This is a genomic window from Tateyamaria sp. syn59 (assembly GCF_007995245.1).
GTDB lineage: Bacteria > Pseudomonadota > Alphaproteobacteria > Rhodobacterales > Rhodobacteraceae > Tateyamaria.
Genome location: NZ_VCBA01000003.1, coordinates 437,446 through 457,184, shown reverse-complemented (window position 1 = coordinate 457,184; position 19,739 = coordinate 437,446). Strand labels below are relative to the sequence as shown.

The window sequence follows — 19,739 nt, the reverse complement described above, 5'->3', positions numbered from 1 at the left end:
GGACCTTAGTACACCCGCGCTTTCGGCGCGATTTTCTTGAGGTCGATGCCGCCATCGTTGTGGCTGGTCAGCGGCTGCAGATGCACGCCACGAAAGCCGAGCGACGCCTCATTGCCCTTGAACCAGACGAGGCTGTGCTTGCGCCAGTTCTCATCATCGCGGTCGGGATAGTCCTCGTGCGCGTGGGCGCCGCGGCTTTCCTTACGCGCGGCGGCTGCCGTGATCGTGGCGACCGCGTTGGGCATGAGGTTCGTCAGCTCCAGCGTCTCCATCAGGTCTGAGTTCCAGACAAGCGACGTGTCGGTGACCTGCAGATCGGACTGCTTTTCAGCGACCGCCTTCATCTTCTCTTCGCCCTCGGCCAGCGTCTTGTCCGTACGGAAGACGGCGGCGTCCTGCTGCATGGTGCGCTGCATTTCCAGCCGCAGTTCAGCCGTGGGCACGTGGCCTTTGGCATAGCGCAGGCCGTCGAAACGGCTGAACGCAGCCTCGACAGAGCGTTTGTTGGGCGTCGGCACCGGCGCGTCGGCATCCACCACATCCTTGGCGCGGATGGCGGCGGCGCGGCCAAAGACCACGAGGTCAATGAGCGAGTTTGACCCCAAACGGTTCGCACCATGGACCGAGGCACAGCCCGCTTCGCCCACGGCCATCAGGCCGGGCGAGACGTTGTCGGGGTTGTCCTTGGTCGGAGCCAGCACTTCGCCCCAGTAATTCGTGGGGATGCCGCCCATGTTGTAGTGCACAGTGGGCAGAACCGGGATCGGTTCTTTGGTCAGGTCGACGCCTGCAAAGATGCGCGCGCTTTCCGAGATGCCGGGCAGCCGTTCGGCCAGCGTTTCCGGCGGCAGGTGGTTGAGGTGCAGATGGATGTGGTCGCCATCGGCGCCCACACCGCGCCCTTCGCGGATTTCCATTGTCATGCAGCGGCTGACCACGTCACGCGATGCGAGATCTTTGTAGGTCGGTGCATAGCGTTCCATGAAACGCTCGCCCTCGGAGTTGGTGAGGTAACCGCCCTCGCCCCGCGCGCCTTCGGTGATCAGGCAGCCCGAACCGTAGATGCCGGTGGGGTGAAATTGCACAAACTCCATGTCCTGCAGGGGCAGACCGGCGCGGGCCGTCATGCCGCCGCCGTCGCCGGTGCAGGTGTGGGCCGATGTGGCCGAGAAGTAGGCGCGGCCATAGCCGCCTGTCGCCAGAACAACCATCTTGGCGGCAAAGAGATGCATGGTGCCGTCATCGAGTTTCCAGCACAGCACGCCCTGACATACGCCGTCATCCGACATGATCAGGTCGATGGCGAAGTATTCGATGTAGAACTCGGCGTTGTTCTTGAGCGACTGACCATAGAGCGTGTGCAGGATCGCGTGGCCGGTCCGGTCGGCGGCCGCGCAGGTGCGCTGCACGGGGGGGCCTTCGCCAAATTCGGTGGTGTGGCCGCCGAAGGGGCGTTGGTAGATTTTGCCCTCTTCCGTGCGCGAAAACGGCACGCCGTAGTGTTCCAGTTCGTAAACCGCCTTGGGCGCTTCGCGGGCGAGGTATTCCATCGCATCCGTGTCGCCCAGCCAGTCGGACCCCTTGACCGTGTCATACATGTGCCACTGCCAGTTGTCGGGCCCCATGTTCGACAGCGACGCAGCAATGCCCCCTTGTGCCGCAACGGTGTGCGAGCGGGTCGGGAACACCTTGGTCACGCAAGCGGTGCGCAGGCCCTGTTCGGCCATCCCCAAAGTGGCGCGCAGTCCGGCACCACCGGCACCGACGACCACGACGTCATATTCATGCGTCTCGTAATCATATGCAGCCATTTTGGCCTCCTGTTTTCAAAGCAACGCTGGCGAGGCGTGCCGTCGTCAATTCAAAGCGCGATGCGCGCAATCGCGAACAATCCTGCCGCGATCATGATGTAGGCAAATGCGGTGGTTGCGATCAGCGTCAACTTACCTGCGGTGCCGTGGATGTAGTCTTCGATGGCCGCGTGCGCCTCGCGCATCAGGTGCTGAATGACAACAATCAGCGCCAGCCCCATCAGGATGGCCGGGATCGGACGGCTGAAGAAGGCCAGAACCTCGGCGTGGTTTCCGCCCAACGCGGATGCGAAGAGCAGGACAAGGATTGGAACCAACGGCACCAGCAGGATGGAGCTGACCAGCATCTGCCAATGGTGGTGGGTGCCTTCACGACCGGAGCCGAGACCGGCGGCGCGTTTGCGATCTGTCAAAAAACGCATGTCAAACCCTCCTTAGGCCACGACGAGGACAAAAACGGTGAGCAGCGTGGCGCCGATGAACATGCCTTTGGCCATGTCCTCGGACACGGGCACTTGCACAAGATAGCCGAAATCCCACAGCACGTGCCGCAAACGACCCAGCATGTGATAGAATATGCCCCACATGGCCGCGACCAGGATGAGCGTACCGAGAACACTGCGCAAAAGACCGTCGATGGCTGAAAAGGCGGCTTCGGATGTTGCTGCGGCCAAGAGCCAGCTCACGACAAGCACGGAGGCAATGAGGCAGCCGATGCCTGTGATCCGCACCATGATGGACGAGATGGATGTCCATTGTGGGCGATAGATTTGCAGGTGTGGCGAGAGCGGGCGGTTGCCCCGATTTACGTCGGCCATGTTGCTTCCTTTATCCTCGGCTGCCCTTTCATACTCCTTTTTACGCGCGAGTCACGCGCGAGGACCCGCGGAATGGCGCGGTTTTTTGGCGCATTTGCAAGATTCTGCGCAAATGTGATCACGGCGGAAATTTGCGTGATCACAAGCATCGCTACTCTGCAAAATAAGTCACCTGCCGGATCGTCTCGCGCTGCAACTTCCGCTTGATCTGCTCCGGGTAGTCTTCGAATCCCTGCGCCGTGACCACAAAAGCGCCGGGCCCGGTGATCACGTTTTCAAAGAAATAGGCCGTCAGATCCGTGTCGTCGGTTTCAATGGCGATGGCGTTCACGGTGATGTCCGCGTCGTTCAGGGCCACGCGCTGTTCCGCCGGTTCGATGCCTTCGTTCGACACGCCGTCACCCGATACGTCGATGACCTTGCGGGTGCAATAGGCGACGGCCCCAAAGGCCGTGCGCGAGACGGCGAGCGCCTCTCCGATAGCGGTTGAGTAATTGCGCCAGATCCGCGTGTCGTTTTCGATCCGTTCGGCCAGAGCCAGGACATCTCTGTGCGAGTGCATCGGCGTCCAAGGAATTGTCTGCTTCTGACGCGAGGCACCGGTCCATTGGACAAGACCGACCTGGGCCTCTTGCTCGACCAACGCGTCGGCGACAATCCCATCGCGCAAGGCATGGGCCAGACCGTCCATCTGGATGCGGTATTCATCGCGGTCGACCGAGCCCGACACATCCACGGCCAACAGCAGCGCAAGCTGGCATGCCTGCACCGGAGCACTGATCAGAAAATAGATACACACCGCGCGCCACATAGGCCCGAGCCTAGCCGCCCGACAGGCGCGACGCACGTCACAAAATTGCGTCTAGCCCAATTGATCGTAGAGCGCGCGCAGATGATCCTCGAACTCGGTGCACATGATGATTTCGGTGGTACCGAGGTCATAGAATGCGTTCGCCTCACCACAAGACTCCACGCGCACGATCAGAGGGGTAGGCAGGTCGAAATCTTCGTTCAAGGCGGCCACTTCAGCCGCCATCACGTCGGTCGTCAGCAGGTTATGGCCACCGTCATTGAACAGAATTGAGCTGCCGCGCCCTGCGATCTCGTCAAAGGCTGGGCCCCAACTGTCGAGCGCCAGTTGGAACTCTTCGGGGCATGTTTCTGCACGCTCTTCCGGCAGGCCGAGGTCGATGGCGAAATCTTCGCGTGCGTCGGGGTTGGCGCCGTAGAACAGGCAGACGGTGTTGTAGAACCGTTGCTCGTCCGGGCCGTGCACGTCCCAATAGGCGACGTCGCCTGCAAAATCCGCCTCGGCCAGAAAGCCAAAGGCGGTGTCATAGGCCAGCGATTGGGCGGCATCTTCGTCATAAAGCCCGTCGATCAGCAGGACGGAGGCGACATCGGCCGCGTCTTCCTCATGTCCAAAGACGGGCAGCGCGAGAATGTCGATCAGGGCGTGGCCCAGTTCGTGATAGAAGATGCCGAGCAGATTGGCTTCGACAAACGCCTCGCGCCCGTCATCGGCCACAGCGGGTCCGGCGAGCATCAAACAGGGCAAAACGTAACGCAACATCACTTCACTCCTTGCGCCATGCGGGACGGCGGGTGGGGCGTCGTCGTCAGACGCGCGTCACCCACCGTTTCTTAAATTGGCATCAAGGCCCAGTAATCCAAGTCAAGCAACACTTCCGGCAAGTATTTGCCGTCCTCACCGCGCAGCTGGAAGGGGGCGCCGCCCTTGGTCGCGACTAGCCGCAGCCGGATTGCACCGACGCCAGGTGCCGAGGTTTCGGCCTTGTCCAGCACCTCGGACCACGCGCGCACGGTATCGCCCGCAAGGCAAGGGTTGGCGTGGGCGCCTGCATTCAGCCCCACGACCATCTGTGCATTCGCCAGCCCGCTGAACGACAACGCGCGCGCCATGGAAATCACGTGCCCGCCATAGATCAGGCGCGTACCATCTGGGCGCGCAGAAGTGTCGAAGTGCACCTTCGCCGTGTTTTGCCAGAGGCGCGTGGCCATCATGTGCTCGGCTTCCTCGATGGTCACACCGTCCACATGGTCGATCTGTTCACCGACCTCGTAATCACCCCAGCGATGCGGCTCACCCGCCAGATCAAAGTCGTAGTTTTCGAATGTCAGCCCCCCAGGCACGGCAAGTGTCCCCGCGGGGACAACCTTGTTCAGCTCGGGGATCACCGTCTCTGGCGAGGGGGCATTGAGGTTCCCTTTGCGCACCATGACCCAGCGCACATATTCCAGCACCGCTTCGCCCTGCTGATTCCGACCGGTCGTGCGCACATAGACCACGCCCGACTTGCCGTTGGAATTCTGTTTGACCCCGATCACTTCGGATTCCGAGGTCAGCGTGTCACCGGGCCAGACAGGCTTCAGCCAACGCCCTTCCGCATAACCGAGATTAGCCACCGCGTTCAGCGACACATCCGGAACGGTTTTGCCAAAGACGGTGTGGAACGCGATCATGTCATCAAGCGGCGAGGCCGCGAGCCCGGACGCCTGCGCAAACGTGTCCGACGAATAAAGCGCGTGACGTGCGGGATAGAGCGCGTGGTAGAGCGCCCGTTCCCCTGCCCCGACCGTGCGCGGCACCGCGTGGGTCAGCACGTCACCGACGCTGTAATCTTCGAAAAACCGGCCCGAATTGGTTTTGGCCATTACTGTTCCCCTAGTTTGATGTCCGGGGTGTAGTCCCCCGGCACGTCCTTTATGACCGCCTGCCCACAGCGCATGACGCCTGCAGCATGATCCCAGGTCTGCGTGGGTGAGCCATGCAGCTCCCAGCCCGCATTCAGCGCGGCGGTCACCTTGTGGCAGAAGGCGGATGTGTCCTCTTCGGACAGAAAACGGTAGAGTTTCATGGGCTTAACTCGGGAACGGCCAGACACCCAGCCAGTTGTGGATCCAGCCAATGACGCCTAGCAGGATGATGGAGCCCGCGAAGAACATGGCGTCCTTGGCGAGCGTCCCCTCGGGTCCGCGTTGCCAGTCGGGTTCGGCTGCGTTGATGATGCGTGCCGTGGCGATGGCCCAGATCAGCAGACCGCCAAACAGGATGATCGAGGCAAGATCGCCGTTCACCAGCAAGTGCGCGATGGCCCAGATTGAAAAACCGGTCAGCATGGGATGGCGCATGCCGGACACCAGCTTGCCCCGCTTTGGCGCAGGGCTGAGCAGGTAGATCGCGATCAGCATTGCCAGATTATTGATATGGATCGTGAAACTGGGCGGGAACCAGACATTGATGAAATCTACGCCGCGGTAGCCGATCACCATAAGCACAATGGACAGAACCACACCGATTGCAACTGCGCCCTTGCCCGGATCGCCCATCGCAGCTCGCCGCTCGGGCGCGATACGTTTGAACAGATGCGCCGCCCACCACAGAGCGACACCCGCAACCAGAATGATCCAATACATCGTTTATCCTTTTGCCATGTCCGCGATGGCATCGGCCTTGGCCAACGTCTCACGCGCGGTGACGATGTGCAGATTCTCGACGATACGTCCATCAACAACGGCAACACCTTGCCCACTGGCCTCGACCTCTTCGAAGGCAGTGATTTGGCGGCGGGCGAGGTCGATCTCGGCCTCGGACGGTGAGAAGGCGGCGTTGGCGATGTCCACCTGTGCAGGGTGGATCAGTGTCTTGCCGTCAAACCCCATGTCGCGGCCCTGGTCGCATTCGATTTTGAGCCCGTCCTCATCCTTGAACGCATTGTAGACACCATCGACGATGGCGCAGCCATGCGCCTTGGCGGCGAGTAGGCAGAGGCCAAGGCCCGTTTGCAGCGGCAGCCGGTCGGGACGGAAGCGGGTTTGCAGTTCCTTGGCCAGATCGTTTGTGCCCATGACCATGCCCTGCAGCTTGGGATGCGCGCCGATAGCGGGTGCGTTGATCATACCCAACGGCGTCTCCATCATCGCCCAGAGCGGCGTGTCGCCGGTGATCTCGGCAAGTGCATCGAGGTCAGCGGGGCTGTTGACCTTTGGCAGCAGGATCGCGTCCGCACCCATTTCCTTGGCCGCTTGCGCGTCGTCGCGGCCCCACTTTGTGTCGAACCCGTTAATCCTTACGATTCTCAGCCGTGCACCGTAGCCGCCCTGCGCCAGCGCCTCGGCCAGCGTGGCGCGCGCGCTTTCCTTTTCTTCGATCGATACGGCATCTTCTAAGTCAAATATTATGGCATCAACCGGCAGGCCCCGCGCCTTGTCCAGCGCCCGCGGTTTGGACCCAGGGATATAGAGAACGGAGCGGAGAGGACGGTCGAGGGCCATGGCGTGCGATCCTTAGCGAGTCATAAAGTTGCGCGGAAAGGGCCATTTTTTGCCAGATAGTTCAAGCGCTATTTTGCTGCATTGCAGAAATGACGTGCCGACTTTCGTCTGATGCTGCGGGCTTTCATCAAATTGGAACGACCTGCGGACGGTGCGTTAACCATTATTCAAGCCTCCATCCGCACATTTGCCCCAATCTGACAGCGCGGGGAGGGCCGTTTCGGCAGGGCCGCCGAACACTTCACGGAACGCGCAGAATGTCGGGTGTGAACCGGGGCCGCCCGGTCATCGCCGGGGTTCCGGCTGGGCCAGATGACCAGAGGTGACGCCTTCCATTGTGAAAGGCTGAACGTGATGACACGGATGATGAATGTGATGACAACGGGTGTTCTGGCGCTCGCGGCGATGGTGCAGGCAACGCAGGCGCAACAGGCACGCAATTGCGGTCCACGCGACATGGTGGTGAGCCGCCTGGCCGAGGGGTATGGCGAGACGCGGCAGTCCATGGGTCTGGGTGCCAACAACTCGGTGATCGAGGTGTTTGCTTCAGAAGAAAGCGGCACGTGGACGATTACGGTGACGACACCCAACGGGATGACCTGCCTTGTGGCGAGCGGTCAGGCGTTCGAGGCGCTGGCCGAGGCGCTGCCTGCAAAGGGTAGCGACGCCTGAAACGGGCGGACGACACGTCCGCCTTACGACTGCAAAGATTGACATGGGCGCTCTACGGGGCGCCTTTTCTTTGCCGCAAGGGAGTAAGGCGGATCCTGATCCGCCAGCGTCAGCGCCGCACGGGTGCGCGGCGGATGGTCATGCCCCATTTTTCATCCGCGCCGAAGCCAAGCCTTTCGTAAAACCCGCGTGCCTCTGCTGTGCGCCCGGTCAGCAGCATGATCTTGTAGCACTCAGCGTCCCACGCGGCGTCAATCACCGCCTGCATGACCCGCCGTCCCTGCCCGGTGCCGCGATGATCGCGATGCGTAACAACGTTTTCGACCAGAGCGTACGGGCGCCCGCCCTGCGTCACGTTTGGCAGGATATGCAGGGTCGCCATGGCGACGAGTGTCGTGTCGGAAAACACGCCAAGAACGGTCGTACCGGCATGGGTCACGACAGCGGCAAAGGCCTCATACGCCCCAAGCGGCGCGTCACCGACCAGATGACGATACAGTTCCATGGCCTGTTCCGTGTCGCCAGCCGTGAGTGCGCGCATCGTCATGTCAGCCCGTCCCAGATCAGCTTGGTCCCCGTCACCACAAGCAGCACGTAGGTCAGACGGAAAAACAGCTTTTCCGGGACCATATGGTGCGCCTTGACCCCAAGCCACGCGCCCAAAAGGGCGAAGGGCGCCAGTAAAAGGTTGGCGGTGGTGGTCTGCGTGGTGAACATGCCGAGGAAAGCGTAGGGGATGAACTTGGCGATGTTGATGGCCCAGAAGGTCAGGACCGTGCTGGCCTGGTACTCTGTCTTGGTCAGCTTCAGCGACAAAAGGTAGACGGCGGCGGGTGGGCCACCGGCGTGACTGACGAAACTGGCAAAGCCCGCCACGACACCCGCAAGCACACCGGCACCCTTCGACAATGCGACGCGAGAGGCGCGAATCCAACCGCGCGATTGCGCGATCTGCCAGGCGACGAAACCGATGGAAATGGCGCCGATCAAGACCCGGAACACATCTGCGTCGGCGCGGGCAAAGAGCAAGGCGCCCAGTGCAACGCCCGGCAAACCGCCCAGGATCAGCAGCAGTGAGGCGCGCGCGTTCCATTTGCCCCAGTAGGGGCGCAGGGTCGCTAGGTCGATCAGCATGAGGAGCGGCAACATGACCCCAAGTGCCAGCCCCGGCTCCACCACAAGCGCCAGAATCGATGCCGCGGCAAAAGCCGCACCCGAGCCGAAACCGCCCTTCGACATCCCGGCAAAGATCACCGCAGGCGCGGCAATGGCAAAGAACCAAAGATCAAGCGTCACGCGGCGCGTACCCTTCGAAAAACAGCCTCTTTCCGCCCCCTTAGCGCGCAAACCGTCCGTAGACCAGCGCCGCAGCGTCACTCTGCTGCGGTGCAGCGCCCTTGCGCGACGCCCCGTCACGCGCTAGGCACCGCGCCAATTAAACCCCAAGTGCGGAGACTTTCACCCATGGCCAGACCCAAGATTGCGCTGATCGGCGCAGGTCAAATCGGCGGCACGCTTGCCCACCTTGCAGCCTTGAAAGAGCTGGGCGACGTCGTCCTGTTCGACATCGCCGAAGGCACCCCCGAGGGCAAGGCCCTCGACATCGCCGAGTCTGGCCCGTCCGAAGGGTTCGACGCCAAGCTGAAGGGCACGCAGTCCTATGCCGACATCGCCGGTGCGGACGTCTGCATCGTGACCGCCGGTGTGCCGCGCAAGCCCGGCATGAGCCGTGATGACCTTTTGGGCATCAACCTGAAGGTCATGAAGTCCGTGGGCGAAGGCATTGCCGCCAACGCCCCCGACGCTTTTGTCATCTGTATCACCAACCCGCTCGACGCGATGGTCTGGGCCCTGCAGAAGTTCTCGGGTCTGCCCGCGAACAAGGTCTGCGGCATGGCCGGTGTGCTCGACAGCGCCCGCTTCCGCCATTTCCTGGCCGAGGAGTTCGACGTGTCTATGAAAGACGTCACCGCCTTTGTTCTGGGCGGCCATGGCGACACTATGGTCCCCTCGGTCCGCTATTCGACCGTTGCTGGCATCCCCCTGCCCGACCTGATCGACATGGGCTGGACCTCGCAAGAGAAAATGGACGCGATCGTACAGCGCACCCGTGATGGCGGTGCCGAGATCGTCGGTCTGCTGAAAACCGGCTCGGCCTTCTACGCCCCTGCCACGGCAGGCATCGAAATGGCCGAGGCCTACCTCAAGGACCAGAAGCGCGTCCTGCCCTGTGCTGCCCATTGCGATGGCGAGTTCGGCCTGAAGGGCATGTATGTGGGCGTGCCCACGGTGATCGGCGCGGGCGGGATCGAGCGGATCGTGAACATCAAGCTCAACAAGGAAGAGCAAGAGATGTTCGATACATCTGTCAAAGCCGTCCAGGGCCTGATGGACGCCTGCACGGGCATCGACGACAGCCTCGCATAAACCTGCAACAGGTTTGATTTTGAGGGCCGGATGTCATCGCATCCGGCCCTTTTCATGTTTATATGGTTCACATGCCAGAGACGCGCCCCATAGAACGTAAGCTGACCACGGTGCTGGCCGCAGATGCTGCGAACTATTCCGGTCGGATGAGCGTGGATGAGGAAGGCACCGTGCGCGCGCTGCGTGGCACCCGCGCTATCATTGATGCTGCCATTTCCAGATGTGGCGGGCGCATTGCCAACACGTCCGGTGACGGGCTCATCGCAGATATTCCGTCCGTTGTCGGCGCCGTGCGCTGCGCCATCGACATCCAGCGGACCATCAACGCTCGCCCGGATCTGTTGCCGTTTCGGCTAGGCATACACCTGGGCGACGTGATCATCGAAGGCGAAGACCTGCTGGGGGACGGCGTGAACCTTGCCGCACGCCTGCAGGAGATGGCGGAGGTGGGCGGCATTCTGGTGTCGCAATACGTTTATGACACGGCGCGCAACAATCTGGGCACGGTCGAGATGCGGCCGCTGGGGCCGACAACGCCCAAACACCTCGCGGACGAGATTGGCATCTATGCCGTTATCGCCGAGGGAGTCACGGCACCGCGCCTGCTGAACAATCTTGGGCCGAAGGTGACGCCGAGCGAGGCACCGCCCACTCCGGTTGATGACACGGCGCCGCCCGCGCTTGCGGTCGACGAAAGCCCCATCCGGCTGAAGTTCAAGAAGGATCGAAATCGTATCCTCGGCGCCTTGGGCTTTGTGGTTGTGGTGGATATCACAGCCGGCTTGCCGTTTTTGGTCACGGCCATACCTCAGATTGCGCTGCTCTACCTGCTTTATACAAAGTGGAAGGCGTATAAAGACGCGGTGGAACCGGCAAGTCCGACCTAGGCCCCGATAACACCAGCCAATTCGGGATTGCGCCGCATCAGATCGGCGTCAAAGCCCTCGACACTCAGATCGGGACACGCCGTGCCAAGCACGAGGGCCGGATCGAATGGCACCTCGCGCAACAGGTCAAAGCGGGCCAGCTGCGTGCGCCGCGCAGCGCTAAGCCCAAAGAGCGCGTGATGTGCCTTGAGGGCCTGTTCCGGATTAGCGGCATTGTCCAGCAGCCACTCAATTTGCGCCGCACGGTGCGGTTGCAGGATCGCGGCTTGTACCTCGGGCGGGCTCTGGCGGTAGCGGAGCGCCTTGGCCAGCCAATGCAGCGGCGTAATGCCGTCGAAATGCAGAAGTCGGGCCGCCGTCGACACCCGCTTGCCAGCGCGCCGCTGCCGCCCTTCGGAGCCCTTGCGTGTCGCGTTGTGCACGCCAAGGCGCAAACCGGCACCCACCTGCACACCGCTCTTGCCTGCACCATGTGAATACTGGCCGCGCTTCATAAAGCAGGTGAAGGGGCCAAAGGCCGTCTCGGCCTCCTTATCCGCAAGGTCTGACGTTGCGCGAAACTGTCCGTCGAACAGAGTGGCTTGGGGGCGGTCAGGAAACAAACGCTCGAACACCGGTAAGTTGAGTTCGCTCTGCGGGTCGTCATGTGCAGCCAATTCCGCGGCCAGGTCGCTGTCCTGCCAGATGAACTCGTCCGCATCTATGTGAAAGAGCCAGTCCAGGTCGCATTGGTTCTGCGCCCAGTTCGCATTGATGGTCTGCCGCCGCATCTGCGAGGCGGGCCGCCCCTTGTGCGGGCGCAGCACCCGCCAATACCCCTCGTCGCAGCGTCGCACCACGCAACCTGGTATTGCAGACAATCGGTCGGCCGCAGGGTCATCAGGGTCGTCCAGGAACACGAAAACCAATGAGGCTCCGGTCGCCAAATGCCAGCGCACATTCGTCTCAACGAGGGCCGCCGGTTCGTTTGCCGTAAGGACCGTTCCCCACCGCATGTCGTTTTCCTTTGATTTTATAGGAAATTGCGACATCTGACGTTTGATTCCTTAACATATTTAATTTTGTGATCACACGTTTTCATGCAGTGATCACAAAATCCGGTTTTCTACGCCTAAAACCGCTGGTGCGACATATTTTCCGTTTACGCACGGTTCTGTGTTGGTCGAATAGGTCCAACGTTGACGTATCTATACGGGATCAAACCGCCATGAACATCCATGAATACCAGGCCAAAGCCCTTTTGCGCAGCTACGGGGCCCCGGTCTCGGACGGGCGCGTCGTCCTGCGGGCCGAAGACGCAAAGACAGCCGCAGGCGCATTGGATGGCCCGATGTGGGTGGTCAAGGCACAGATCCACGCGGGTGGCCGCGGCAAGGGCAGCTTCAAGGAGGCCGACGCCGGAGACAAAGGCGGTGTCCGCCTGACCAAGTCGGTCGAGGAGGCCGCTGAAGAAGCCAAAAAGATGCTGGGGCGCACACTTGTTACTCACCAAACTGGTCCGGCAGGCAAGCAAGTCAACCGCATCTACATCGAAGACGGCTCGGGCATCGAGACCGAGATGTACCTGGCGCTACTGGTCGACCGCGTGACAAGCCGCGTGTCCTTTGTCTGCTCGACCGAGGGCGGGATGGACATCGAAGAAGTCGCGGCCGAAACACCTGAGAAAATCCTGAGCTTCAGCGTTGATCCGGCCACCGGCTACCAAGCCTACCATGGCCGCCGCATCGCCTTCATGCTGGGCCTCGAAGGCAAGCAGGTGAAGCAGTGCGTGGGTCTTATGGGTCTGCTCTACAAAGCCTTCATGGAAAAAGACATGGAGATGCTCGAGATCAACCCGCTGATCGTGACCGACAGCGGTGACCTGAAAGTGCTGGATGCCAAGGTCAGCTTCGACGGCAACGCCATCTACCGGCACGCCGACATCAACGAGCTGCGCGACGAGACCGAGGAAGACCCCAAGGAACTCGCGGCCTCCAAGTACGACCTGAACTACATCGCACTGGATGGAGAGATCGGGTGCATGGTGAACGGCGCAGGCCTGGCCATGGCGACAATGGACATCATCAAACTCTACGGGGCCGAGCCTGCCAACTTCCTCGACGTGGGTGGCGGTGCGACCAAGGAAAAGGTGACCGAAGCCTTCAAGATCATCACCTCTGACCCCAACGTCAAAGGCATCCTCGTGAACATCTTCGGCGGCATCATGCGCTGCGATGTGATCGCAGAGGGCGTTGTCGCTGCCGTGAAAGAGGTGGGCCTGCAGGTGCCGCTTGTAGTGCGTCTTGAGGGCACGAATGTGCAGCAGGGCAAGGACATCATCAACAACTCCGGCCTCGATGTGATTGCCGCCGACGACCTGAAGGACGGCGCGCAGAAAATCGTGAAAGCGGTCAAGGGCTAAGCCATGCGGCGCGTTGGTGTGATTGTGACGCTGTGTGCGGGCCTTGCGGCCTGCAGCAGCGAACGCCGACCGGACATCCCGGTGCAGGACAACTTCCCGCCCGTGGGTCTGGCCGCAAGCGCCGTTTGGCTGGAGGAACGTCAAGTTCCCGTGGCCCAGCGCCCGCGTGCCGCTGACATTCCAACCTCCCAGATCCGCACAACGGTGGATGGGCGGGCGCCCGCGGCAACGCCGGTTGCCCAAACCGCGAACGTGCCACAACGCGCCCGCCCCACGACCACCATCGCACTTGCAGCACAAGCCTTTGGCGATGCGTGTGTCGCCTCCCTTCCGTCCATGTCTGGCGTGCTGGAACGGCTGCGCCAGGTCAGCAGGCGCGATTTCGGCGTGGCGCCGAGTGACTTTGGATCGAACTTTCTCGTGACCGGGCAACGCCCCGGAAGTATTCAGCTTGAAGCGGCGGTCGGCGTGGGACGCGCAGGCATCAACCAGTGCCTGATCTCTGTCCGAAAAGAAGACCCGACCGCGACAGCGACCGCACTGGTCGCCACCGTCACCGGCGCCGGGTACAGTCTGCGTGAAGTGGCGGCCCAGAATGCGGATCAGACGTGGGCCATCGCGGGTGCGCCTGCCGGTACCGAACTCAAGATCAACACTCGCCGCAATTTCCTGGGCCAGCAGCTGACAGGAGCGTGGATCACGTGGCGCTGAGCGCTCGACATATCCCCTTGGCCATCAGCACGTGTGTCGCGTTGACCGCTCCGGCTGCAGCATCGGTCCTTCCGGGCATCCACACCTTTGTCGAAGGGCGCGCGTTGCTGCCAAGCCAGGTTGCAGCGGTCCATATTGGCGCGCATGTTGAGCAAGAAGGTGTCGGCGCGGACCTTCCACCAGCGGGCAAGGAGGTGCAGCAATGACCGATCTGCGCGCCTGCCCCAGCTGCGACGCGACCGAGGCGACACCCCTGCCGGACTACTCGCCTGCACCTTACATCGTGGCCCGCTGCGGAACCTGCGATCTGACCTACCTACGCAATCCGGTCGACTATGTTGCGCTGGAAGAGGATTTCGCCTGGGAAAAAACCTATGAAGAGAAGAAGGTCACGACCAAGGGGTCGACATCTCTCTCCCCGGCGATCCGGTCCCTACGCAAAAAGCTAAAGCTGACGCACAAGTCGAACCAACACCGCATGGGCGCATGGTTCAACAACGGCAAGGTGCTGGACATCGGTTGCGGCAACCTGATGAACGTACCCGAGCCGATGACCCCTTACGGCATCGAACTCAGCAAGGCGCTGCATGCCTATGCCGACGACTGGATGCGCAAGCGCGGCGGATACTGCGTGCACGGCGCCGGGGCCGAAGCCATCTGGGATTTCGAGCCCGAGATGTTCGACGGCGTCGTCATGCACAGCTACCTTGAACACGAGGTCGACCTGATGGGCGTGCTCAAAGGCGTCTGGCGCGCGTTGAAGCCGGGCGGCGCGGCCTATGTCCGAGTGCCCAATTTCGGCTCGCTCAACCGCCGGGTTGTCGGGCCCAAATGGTGCGGCTTCCGCTATCCCGACCACGTCACCTACTTCACCCTCTATAGCCTGCGCGATGTTGCGCGACGCGCGGGCTTTACCGTCGAACTGATCAACCGGGTCGGCCTGCCGGTCGATGACAACATCAAAGCGTTGTTGCGCAAGGGGACCACCCCCGCATGACACGCCCCTCACATACCCAAGACACCCCCGAAGGAGACGACCACAATGGCCGTATTGATTGACGAAAACACCAAGGTGATCTGCCAGGGCCTGACCGGCTCGCAGGGCACGTTCCACACAGAGCAGGCCATTGCATACGGCACCAAGATGGTGGGCGGTGTGACCCCCGGCAAAGGCGGCCAGACGCACCTGGATCTGCCGGTCTTCAACTCGGTCCACGAGGCGATGGAAAAGACCGAAGCCAACGCCTCTGTCATCTACGTGCCGCCCCCTTTTGCTGCGGACTCGATCCTCGAGGCCATCGACGCCGAAATGCCCCTGATTGTCTGCATCACCGAAGGCATCCCGGTGCTGGACATGATGAAGGTGCAGCGCGCGCTGGAAAGCTCCTCGTCCCGCCTGATCGGACCCAACTGCCCCGGTGTCATCACGCCTGACGCCTGCAAGATCGGCATCATGCCCGGCCACATTCACAAGCGCGGGAGCGTGGGTGTCGTGAGCCGTTCGGGCACGCTTACGTATGAGGCCGTGAAACAGACAACGGATATGGGCCTGGGCCAGTCGAGCGCCGTGGGCATCGGCGGTGACCCGATCAAGGGGACCGAGCATATCGACGTTCTGGAGATGTTCCTGGCCGATGACGAAACCGAAAGCATCATCATGATCGGTGAGATCGGTGGCTCGGCCGAAGAAGACGCCGCCCAATTCCTCGCCGATGAGAAGAAGAAGGGCCGCTGGAAGCCCACCGCCGGTTTCATCGCAGGCCGCACCGCCCCTCCGGGCCGCCGCATGGGCCACGCGGGCGCGATTGTCGCCGGTGGCAAGGGCGGTGCCGAGGACAAGATCGAAGCGATGCGCTCGGCTGGCATCGTGGTGGCCGACAGCCCCGCGACGCTGGGTGAGGCCGTGATGGAGGCGATCAAGGGTTAGACGGATATCTGCTGCGCTGGCACGGGCCAGCGCGGCAAGTCTCGGGCTCTGCAACACCATGCTTATCAGCCACAGTCATAAGTTCATCTTTATCAAGTCACCGAAGTCCGGTGGCACATCTGTTGAACGGCTGTTGCAGCATTTGTGCGTCCCGTCCGGAGAGACCGTCCCGAACAAGACGCCTGCGCTTGAAACCGAATGCGGTGTCGTCGGGTTTCGCGGTCGTCTGGGCGACGAGCCGGTGCAACCCAAATGGTACCATCACCAGACCGGGCAAGAGATACACGACCAAGTGCCTCCAGATCTCTGGCGGGGTTACTTCAAGTTCTCGGTCGTCCGAAACCCATTCTCCCGCATCCTCTCACAGTTCCTGTTTCGCCTCCGGGTCAACAAGGAGGACGAGCAGGGCTTCGACGTCTTGTTGCAACGCTTCGACGCGTTTCTGGATGAGTTTCCGGTGCGCACGCAGGAGACGATGTTCAAGGTTAATGGCGCGTGGTGCTTGGACTTCGCCATTCGGTTCGAGGATTTTGCAAGCGATGTCGACACGGCCCTCAGCCGCATCGGGGCGCCAGCGCTGTCTGCAGAGCTCGCGCATCTGAAGCCCGGCAATGACAGGCTGGCGGGTAGTCCCGTTGCCGACTTCTTCAACACCGCCCGAACACGCAAGTTTCTGGATCTCGAGCGCAGCGCGTTCGAGCAATTCCGCTATTCCACCGATCCGGCAGACGCGGGCCTGATCGGACAGAACTCCAGCATGATTGGAGCCGCCCAATGACATCTGACCTTCGCCCATCCGCGACCCCAAACATCCCACCGGAGTGATTGCAATGACCGACCAATCCCCCAACGACCAGTTCCATGCCTCGTCCTTCATGCAGGGACACAATGCGGAATACCTCGAACAGATGTATGCCCGTTATGCCAACAACCCAGGCGCGGTCGACGAAAGTTGGCAGGCGTTCTTCAAGGCGATGGGCGATGATGAGGTCAGCGTCAAACGCGAGGCGGAGGGGCCGTCCTGGGCGCGCACCGATTGGCCGCCGCAACCCGGTGACGATCTGACCCAGGCTCTGACCGGTGAATGGGCCGCGCCGGCCGAAGTCAAAGGCGCGGGCGACAAGATCAAGGCGAAGGCGGCGGAAAAGGGCGTCGAGGTCAGTGACGACCAGATCAAGCGCGCTGTGCTCGACAGCATCCGCGCCCTGATGATCATCCGCGCTTACCGGATCCGGGGGCACCTCGTGGCGGACCTCGACCCGCTGGGCATGCGTGACCAGACCCCGCACCCGGAACTCGACCCCAAATCCTACGGCTTCACCGAAGCCGACATGGACCGCCCGATCTTTATCGACAATGTGCTGGGCCTGCAGGTCGCCACCATGCGCGAGATCGTGGCTATCGTGAAGCGCACCTATTGCGGCACCTTTGCCCTGCAATACATGCACATCTCGAACCCCGAAGAAGCCAGCTGGCTCAAGGAACGGATCGAAGGGTTCGGCAAAGAAATCCAGTTCACCCGCGAAGGGCGCAAGGCCATCCTGAACAAGATGGTCGAGGCCGAGGGGTTCGAGAAGTTCCTGCACGTCAAGTACATGGGCACCAAGCGCTTTGGCCTTGATGGCGGCGAAAGCCTGATCCCCGCGATGGAGCAGATCATCAAGCGCGGTGGCGCGCTGGGTGTGAAAGAGATTGTCATCGGCATGCCCCACAGGGGGCGTCTGTCCGTTCTCGCCAACGTGATGGCGAAACCCTACAAAGCGATCTTCAACGAATTCCAGGGCGGCAGCTTCAAGCCGGAAGACGTCGATGGCTCGGGCGATGTAAAGTACCACCTCGGCGCGTCCTCGGACCGCGAGTTTGACGGCAACGAAGTGCACCTGTCACTGACCGCCAACCCCTCGCACCTCGAAGCTGTGAACCCGGTGGTTCTGGGCAAGGCGCGCGCGAAACAGGACCAGTTGAACGACCACGACCGCACCGCTGTTATGCCGATCCTGCTGCACGGCGATGCTGCCTTTGCCGGTCAGGGCGTCGTGGCCGAATGCTTCGCGCTTTCGGGTCTGCGGGGTCACCGCACCGGCGGCACCATGCACATCGTGGTGAACAACCAGATCGGGTTTACCACCGCACCGCACTTCTCGCGCTCCTCCCCCTATCCCACCGACAATGCGCTGGTGGTCGAGGCACCGATTTTCCACGTGAACGGCGACGACCCGGAGGCCGTGGTGCACGCCGCCAAGGTGGCAACCGAGTTCCGCCAGAAGTTCCGCAAGGACGTCGTGATCGACATCTTCTGCTACCGCCGGTTCGGACATAACGAGGGCGACGAGCCCATGTTCACCAACCCGGTGATGTACAAGAAGATCAAGAAGCACAAAACGACCCTCACGCTCTACACCGAGCGGCTGGTCAAGGACGGCCTGATCCCCGAGGGCGAGATCGAGGATATGAAAGCCGCATTTCAGGCGCGCATGAATGACGAGTTCGAAGCGGGGAAGGACTATAAACCGAACAAGGCTGACTGGCTGGACGGCAAGTGGTCCCATCTCGACAAGAACAAGGACGACTACCAGCGCGGCAAGACGGCCATCGCGCCCGAAACACTGGCCGATGTGGGCAAGGCGCTGACCTTTGCGCCCGACGGCTTTCCCATGCACAAGACCGTGGGCCGCCTGATCGACGCCAAGAAAAAGATGTTCGACAGCGGCGAAGGGTTCGACTGGGCCACGGGGGAGGCACTGGCCTTCGGCTCGCTTCTGACCGAAGGATTTCCGGTGCGCCTGGCAGGTCAGGACTCGACCCGCGGCACGTTCAGCCAACGCCACTCCGGCTTCGTGAACCAGGAGACGGAAGAACGGTTCTACCCCCTCAACAATATCCGCGCCGGCCAGGCGCAGTACGAAGTCATCGACTCGATGCTGTCGGAATATGCGGTACTTGGGTTCGAATATGGCTACTCCATGGCCGAACCCAACGCGCTCACGCTGTGGGAGGCACAGTTCGGCGACTTCGCCAACGGCGCGCAGATCATGTTCGACCAGTTCATCTCGTCGGGTGAGTCAAAATGGCTCCGCATGTCCGGCCTCGTCGTCCTCCTGCCCCATGGCTTTGAAGGCCAGGGCCCGGAGCACTCCTCGGCCCGGCTCGAACGCTTCCTGCAGATGTGCGGTCAGGACAACTGGATCGTTGCCAACTGCACAACGCCCGCCAACTACTTCCACATCCTGCGCCGGCAGATCCACCGCGACTTCCGCAAACCGCTGATCCTGATGACGCCCAAATCTCTGCTGCGCCACAAACTGGCCGTCAGCAAGGCCGAGGAGTTCACCAACGGCAGCAGCTTCCACCGTGTCCTTTGGGACGACGCCGAGTTGGGCAATTCAGAGACCAAGCTGGCCAAGGATGACAAGATCAAGCGCGTCGTGATGTGCTCGGGCAAAGTCTATTACGACCTGCTCGAAGAGCGCGACGCCCGCGGAATTGACGACATCTACATCATGCGGATCGAACAATACTATCCCTTCCCCGCAATCTCTCTGGTCAAGGAATTGGAGCGGTTCAAAGGGGCCGAGATGGTTTGGTGCCAGGAAGAGCCCAAGAACCAGGGCGCCTGGACCTTCATCGAGCCCAACATCGAATGGGTCCTCAGCCGGATCAAGGCCAAGCACACACGGCCCCTCTATGTCGGCCGCGCCACCTCTGCCAGCCCCGCCACGGGGCTCGCCAGCCAGCACAAAGCACAACAAGCAGCCCTCGTGAACGAAGCGCTGACCATCGAAGGATAAG

General features: G+C 61.6%; 22 protein-coding genes. 10 read left to right on the top strand and 12 right to left on the bottom strand.

Annotated features, from left to right (window positions below; translation table 11 throughout):
* Positions 1-5: 5 nt before the first annotated feature.
* From sdhA to FD715_RS08225, 9 genes are all read right to left on the bottom strand, one after another.
* A complete protein-coding gene (gene sdhA / locus FD715_RS08265; protein ID WP_147107942.1) occupies positions 6-1,811 on the bottom strand; it encodes a succinate dehydrogenase flavoprotein subunit in 1,806 nt (601 codons plus the stop codon).
* Positions 1,812-1,861: 50 nt separating this feature from the next.
* Positions 1,862-2,233 (bottom strand): succinate dehydrogenase, hydrophobic membrane anchor protein, encoded by a 372-nt coding sequence (sdhD, locus tag FD715_RS08260; RefSeq protein WP_147107939.1) that lies wholly within the window; start codon positions 2,231-2,233, stop codon positions 1,862-1,864.
* Between the two features lie 12 nt (positions 2,234-2,245).
* The gene (gene sdhC, locus FD715_RS08255) at positions 2,246-2,629 is read right to left on the bottom strand and encodes a succinate dehydrogenase, cytochrome b556 subunit (protein ID WP_147107936.1); all 384 of its coding nucleotides are present in this window, start codon (positions 2,627-2,629) and stop codon (positions 2,246-2,248) included.
* Positions 2,630-2,780: 151 nt separating this feature from the next.
* Positions 2,781-3,428, bottom strand: a complete 648-nt coding sequence (locus tag FD715_RS08250; RefSeq protein ID WP_370455368.1) for a DUF1194 domain-containing protein — start codon at positions 3,426-3,428, stop codon at positions 2,781-2,783.
* 63 nt (positions 3,429-3,491) lie between these two features.
* Entirely contained in the window at positions 3,492-4,202 is a 711-nt protein-coding gene (locus FD715_RS08245) for a DUF4344 domain-containing metallopeptidase (protein ID WP_147107931.1), read from the bottom strand.
* A gap of 71 nt (positions 4,203-4,273) precedes the next feature.
* Entirely contained in the window at positions 4,274-5,305 is a 1,032-nt protein-coding gene (locus FD715_RS08240; RefSeq protein ID WP_147107927.1) for a MaoC family dehydratase, read from the bottom strand.
* Positions 5,305-5,508: a DUF1737 domain-containing protein gene (locus FD715_RS08235; protein WP_147107924.1), complete on the bottom strand. Its 204-nt coding sequence runs from the start codon at positions 5,506-5,508 to the stop codon at positions 5,305-5,307. Before FD715_RS08235 ends, FD715_RS08240 begins: the two co-directional genes overlap by 1 nt.
* A 4-nt stretch (positions 5,509-5,512) precedes the next feature.
* On the bottom strand, positions 5,513-6,067 hold the full coding sequence (locus FD715_RS08230) for an NnrU family protein (protein WP_147107921.1): 555 nt from the start codon (positions 6,065-6,067) through the stop codon (positions 5,513-5,515).
* Between the two features lie 3 nt (positions 6,068-6,070).
* Positions 6,071-6,925: a CoA ester lyase gene (locus FD715_RS08225; RefSeq protein WP_147107917.1), complete on the bottom strand. Its 855-nt coding sequence runs from the start codon at positions 6,923-6,925 to the stop codon at positions 6,071-6,073.
* Positions 6,926-7,279: 354 nt separating this feature from the next.
* Here FD715_RS08225 and FD715_RS08220 point away from each other — a divergent pair, with 354 nt between their 5' ends.
* Complete coding sequence (locus FD715_RS08220) at positions 7,280-7,597, top strand: hypothetical protein (protein ID WP_189799439.1); 318 nt, start codon at positions 7,280-7,282, stop codon at positions 7,595-7,597.
* Positions 7,598-7,706: 109 nt separating this feature from the next.
* On the opposite strand, the gene FD715_RS08215 is transcribed toward FD715_RS08220, so the two are convergent.
* Positions 7,707-8,144, bottom strand: coding sequence for a GNAT family N-acetyltransferase (locus FD715_RS08215; RefSeq protein ID WP_147107914.1), 438 nt, complete (start codon positions 8,142-8,144; stop codon positions 7,707-7,709).
* Entirely contained in the window at positions 8,141-8,893 is a 753-nt protein-coding gene (locus tag FD715_RS08210; RefSeq protein WP_147107911.1) for a sulfite exporter TauE/SafE family protein, read from the bottom strand. The genes FD715_RS08215 and FD715_RS08210 overlap by 4 nt, the downstream gene beginning before the upstream one ends.
* A 168-nt stretch (positions 8,894-9,061) precedes the next feature.
* Between FD715_RS08210 and mdh the strand changes: the two genes are divergently transcribed.
* Both mdh and FD715_RS08200 read left to right on the top strand, forming a co-directional pair.
* Positions 9,062-10,024: a malate dehydrogenase gene (gene mdh, locus FD715_RS08205; protein WP_147107909.1), complete on the top strand. Its 963-nt coding sequence runs from the start codon at positions 9,062-9,064 to the stop codon at positions 10,022-10,024.
* 71 nt (positions 10,025-10,095) lie between these two features.
* A complete protein-coding gene (locus FD715_RS08200; protein ID WP_189799438.1) occupies positions 10,096-10,911 on the top strand; it encodes an adenylate/guanylate cyclase domain-containing protein in 816 nt (271 codons plus the stop codon).
* Here FD715_RS08200 and FD715_RS08195 read toward each other — a convergent pair.
* Entirely contained in the window at positions 10,908-11,906 is a 999-nt protein-coding gene (locus tag FD715_RS08195) for a glycosyltransferase family 2 protein (protein ID WP_189799437.1), read from the bottom strand. The two genes, FD715_RS08200 and FD715_RS08195, sit on opposite strands and share 4 nt — an antisense overlap.
* 212 nt (positions 11,907-12,118) lie before the next feature.
* On the opposite strand from FD715_RS08195, the gene sucC reads away from it, so the two are divergent.
* The 7 genes from sucC to FD715_RS08160 are packed head-to-tail and all read left to right on the top strand — an operon-like array spanning position 12,119 to position 19,738.
* The gene (sucC, locus tag FD715_RS08190) at positions 12,119-13,312 is read left to right on the top strand and encodes an ADP-forming succinate--CoA ligase subunit beta (RefSeq protein WP_147107900.1); all 1,194 of its coding nucleotides are present in this window, start codon (positions 12,119-12,121) and stop codon (positions 13,310-13,312) included.
* Between the two features lie 3 nt (positions 13,313-13,315).
* Complete coding sequence (locus FD715_RS08185; RefSeq protein WP_147107897.1) at positions 13,316-14,023, top strand: hypothetical protein; 708 nt, start codon at positions 13,316-13,318, stop codon at positions 14,021-14,023.
* Positions 14,024-14,040: 17 nt separating this feature from the next.
* Positions 14,041-14,229, top strand: coding sequence for a hypothetical protein (locus tag FD715_RS08180; protein ID WP_147107894.1), 189 nt, complete (start codon positions 14,041-14,043; stop codon positions 14,227-14,229).
* Entirely contained in the window at positions 14,226-15,020 is a 795-nt protein-coding gene (locus FD715_RS08175; RefSeq protein WP_147107890.1) for a bifunctional 2-polyprenyl-6-hydroxyphenol methylase/3-demethylubiquinol 3-O-methyltransferase UbiG, read from the top strand. Before FD715_RS08180 ends, FD715_RS08175 begins: the two co-directional genes overlap by 4 nt.
* A 45-nt stretch (positions 15,021-15,065) precedes the next feature.
* Positions 15,066-15,950 carry a succinate--CoA ligase subunit alpha gene (gene sucD / locus FD715_RS08170; protein WP_147107887.1) on the top strand — a complete coding sequence of 295 codons (885 nt, stop codon included), beginning with the start codon at positions 15,066-15,068 and terminating at the stop codon, positions 15,948-15,950.
* Positions 15,951-16,008: 58 nt separating this feature from the next.
* Entirely contained in the window at positions 16,009-16,728 is a 720-nt protein-coding gene (locus FD715_RS08165; protein WP_147107884.1) for a sulfotransferase family 2 domain-containing protein, read from the top strand.
* Between the two features lie 52 nt (positions 16,729-16,780).
* Positions 16,781-19,738, top strand: coding sequence for a 2-oxoglutarate dehydrogenase E1 component (locus FD715_RS08160; protein WP_147107880.1), 2,958 nt, complete (start codon positions 16,781-16,783; stop codon positions 19,736-19,738).
* Position 19,739: the final 1 nt, after the last annotated feature.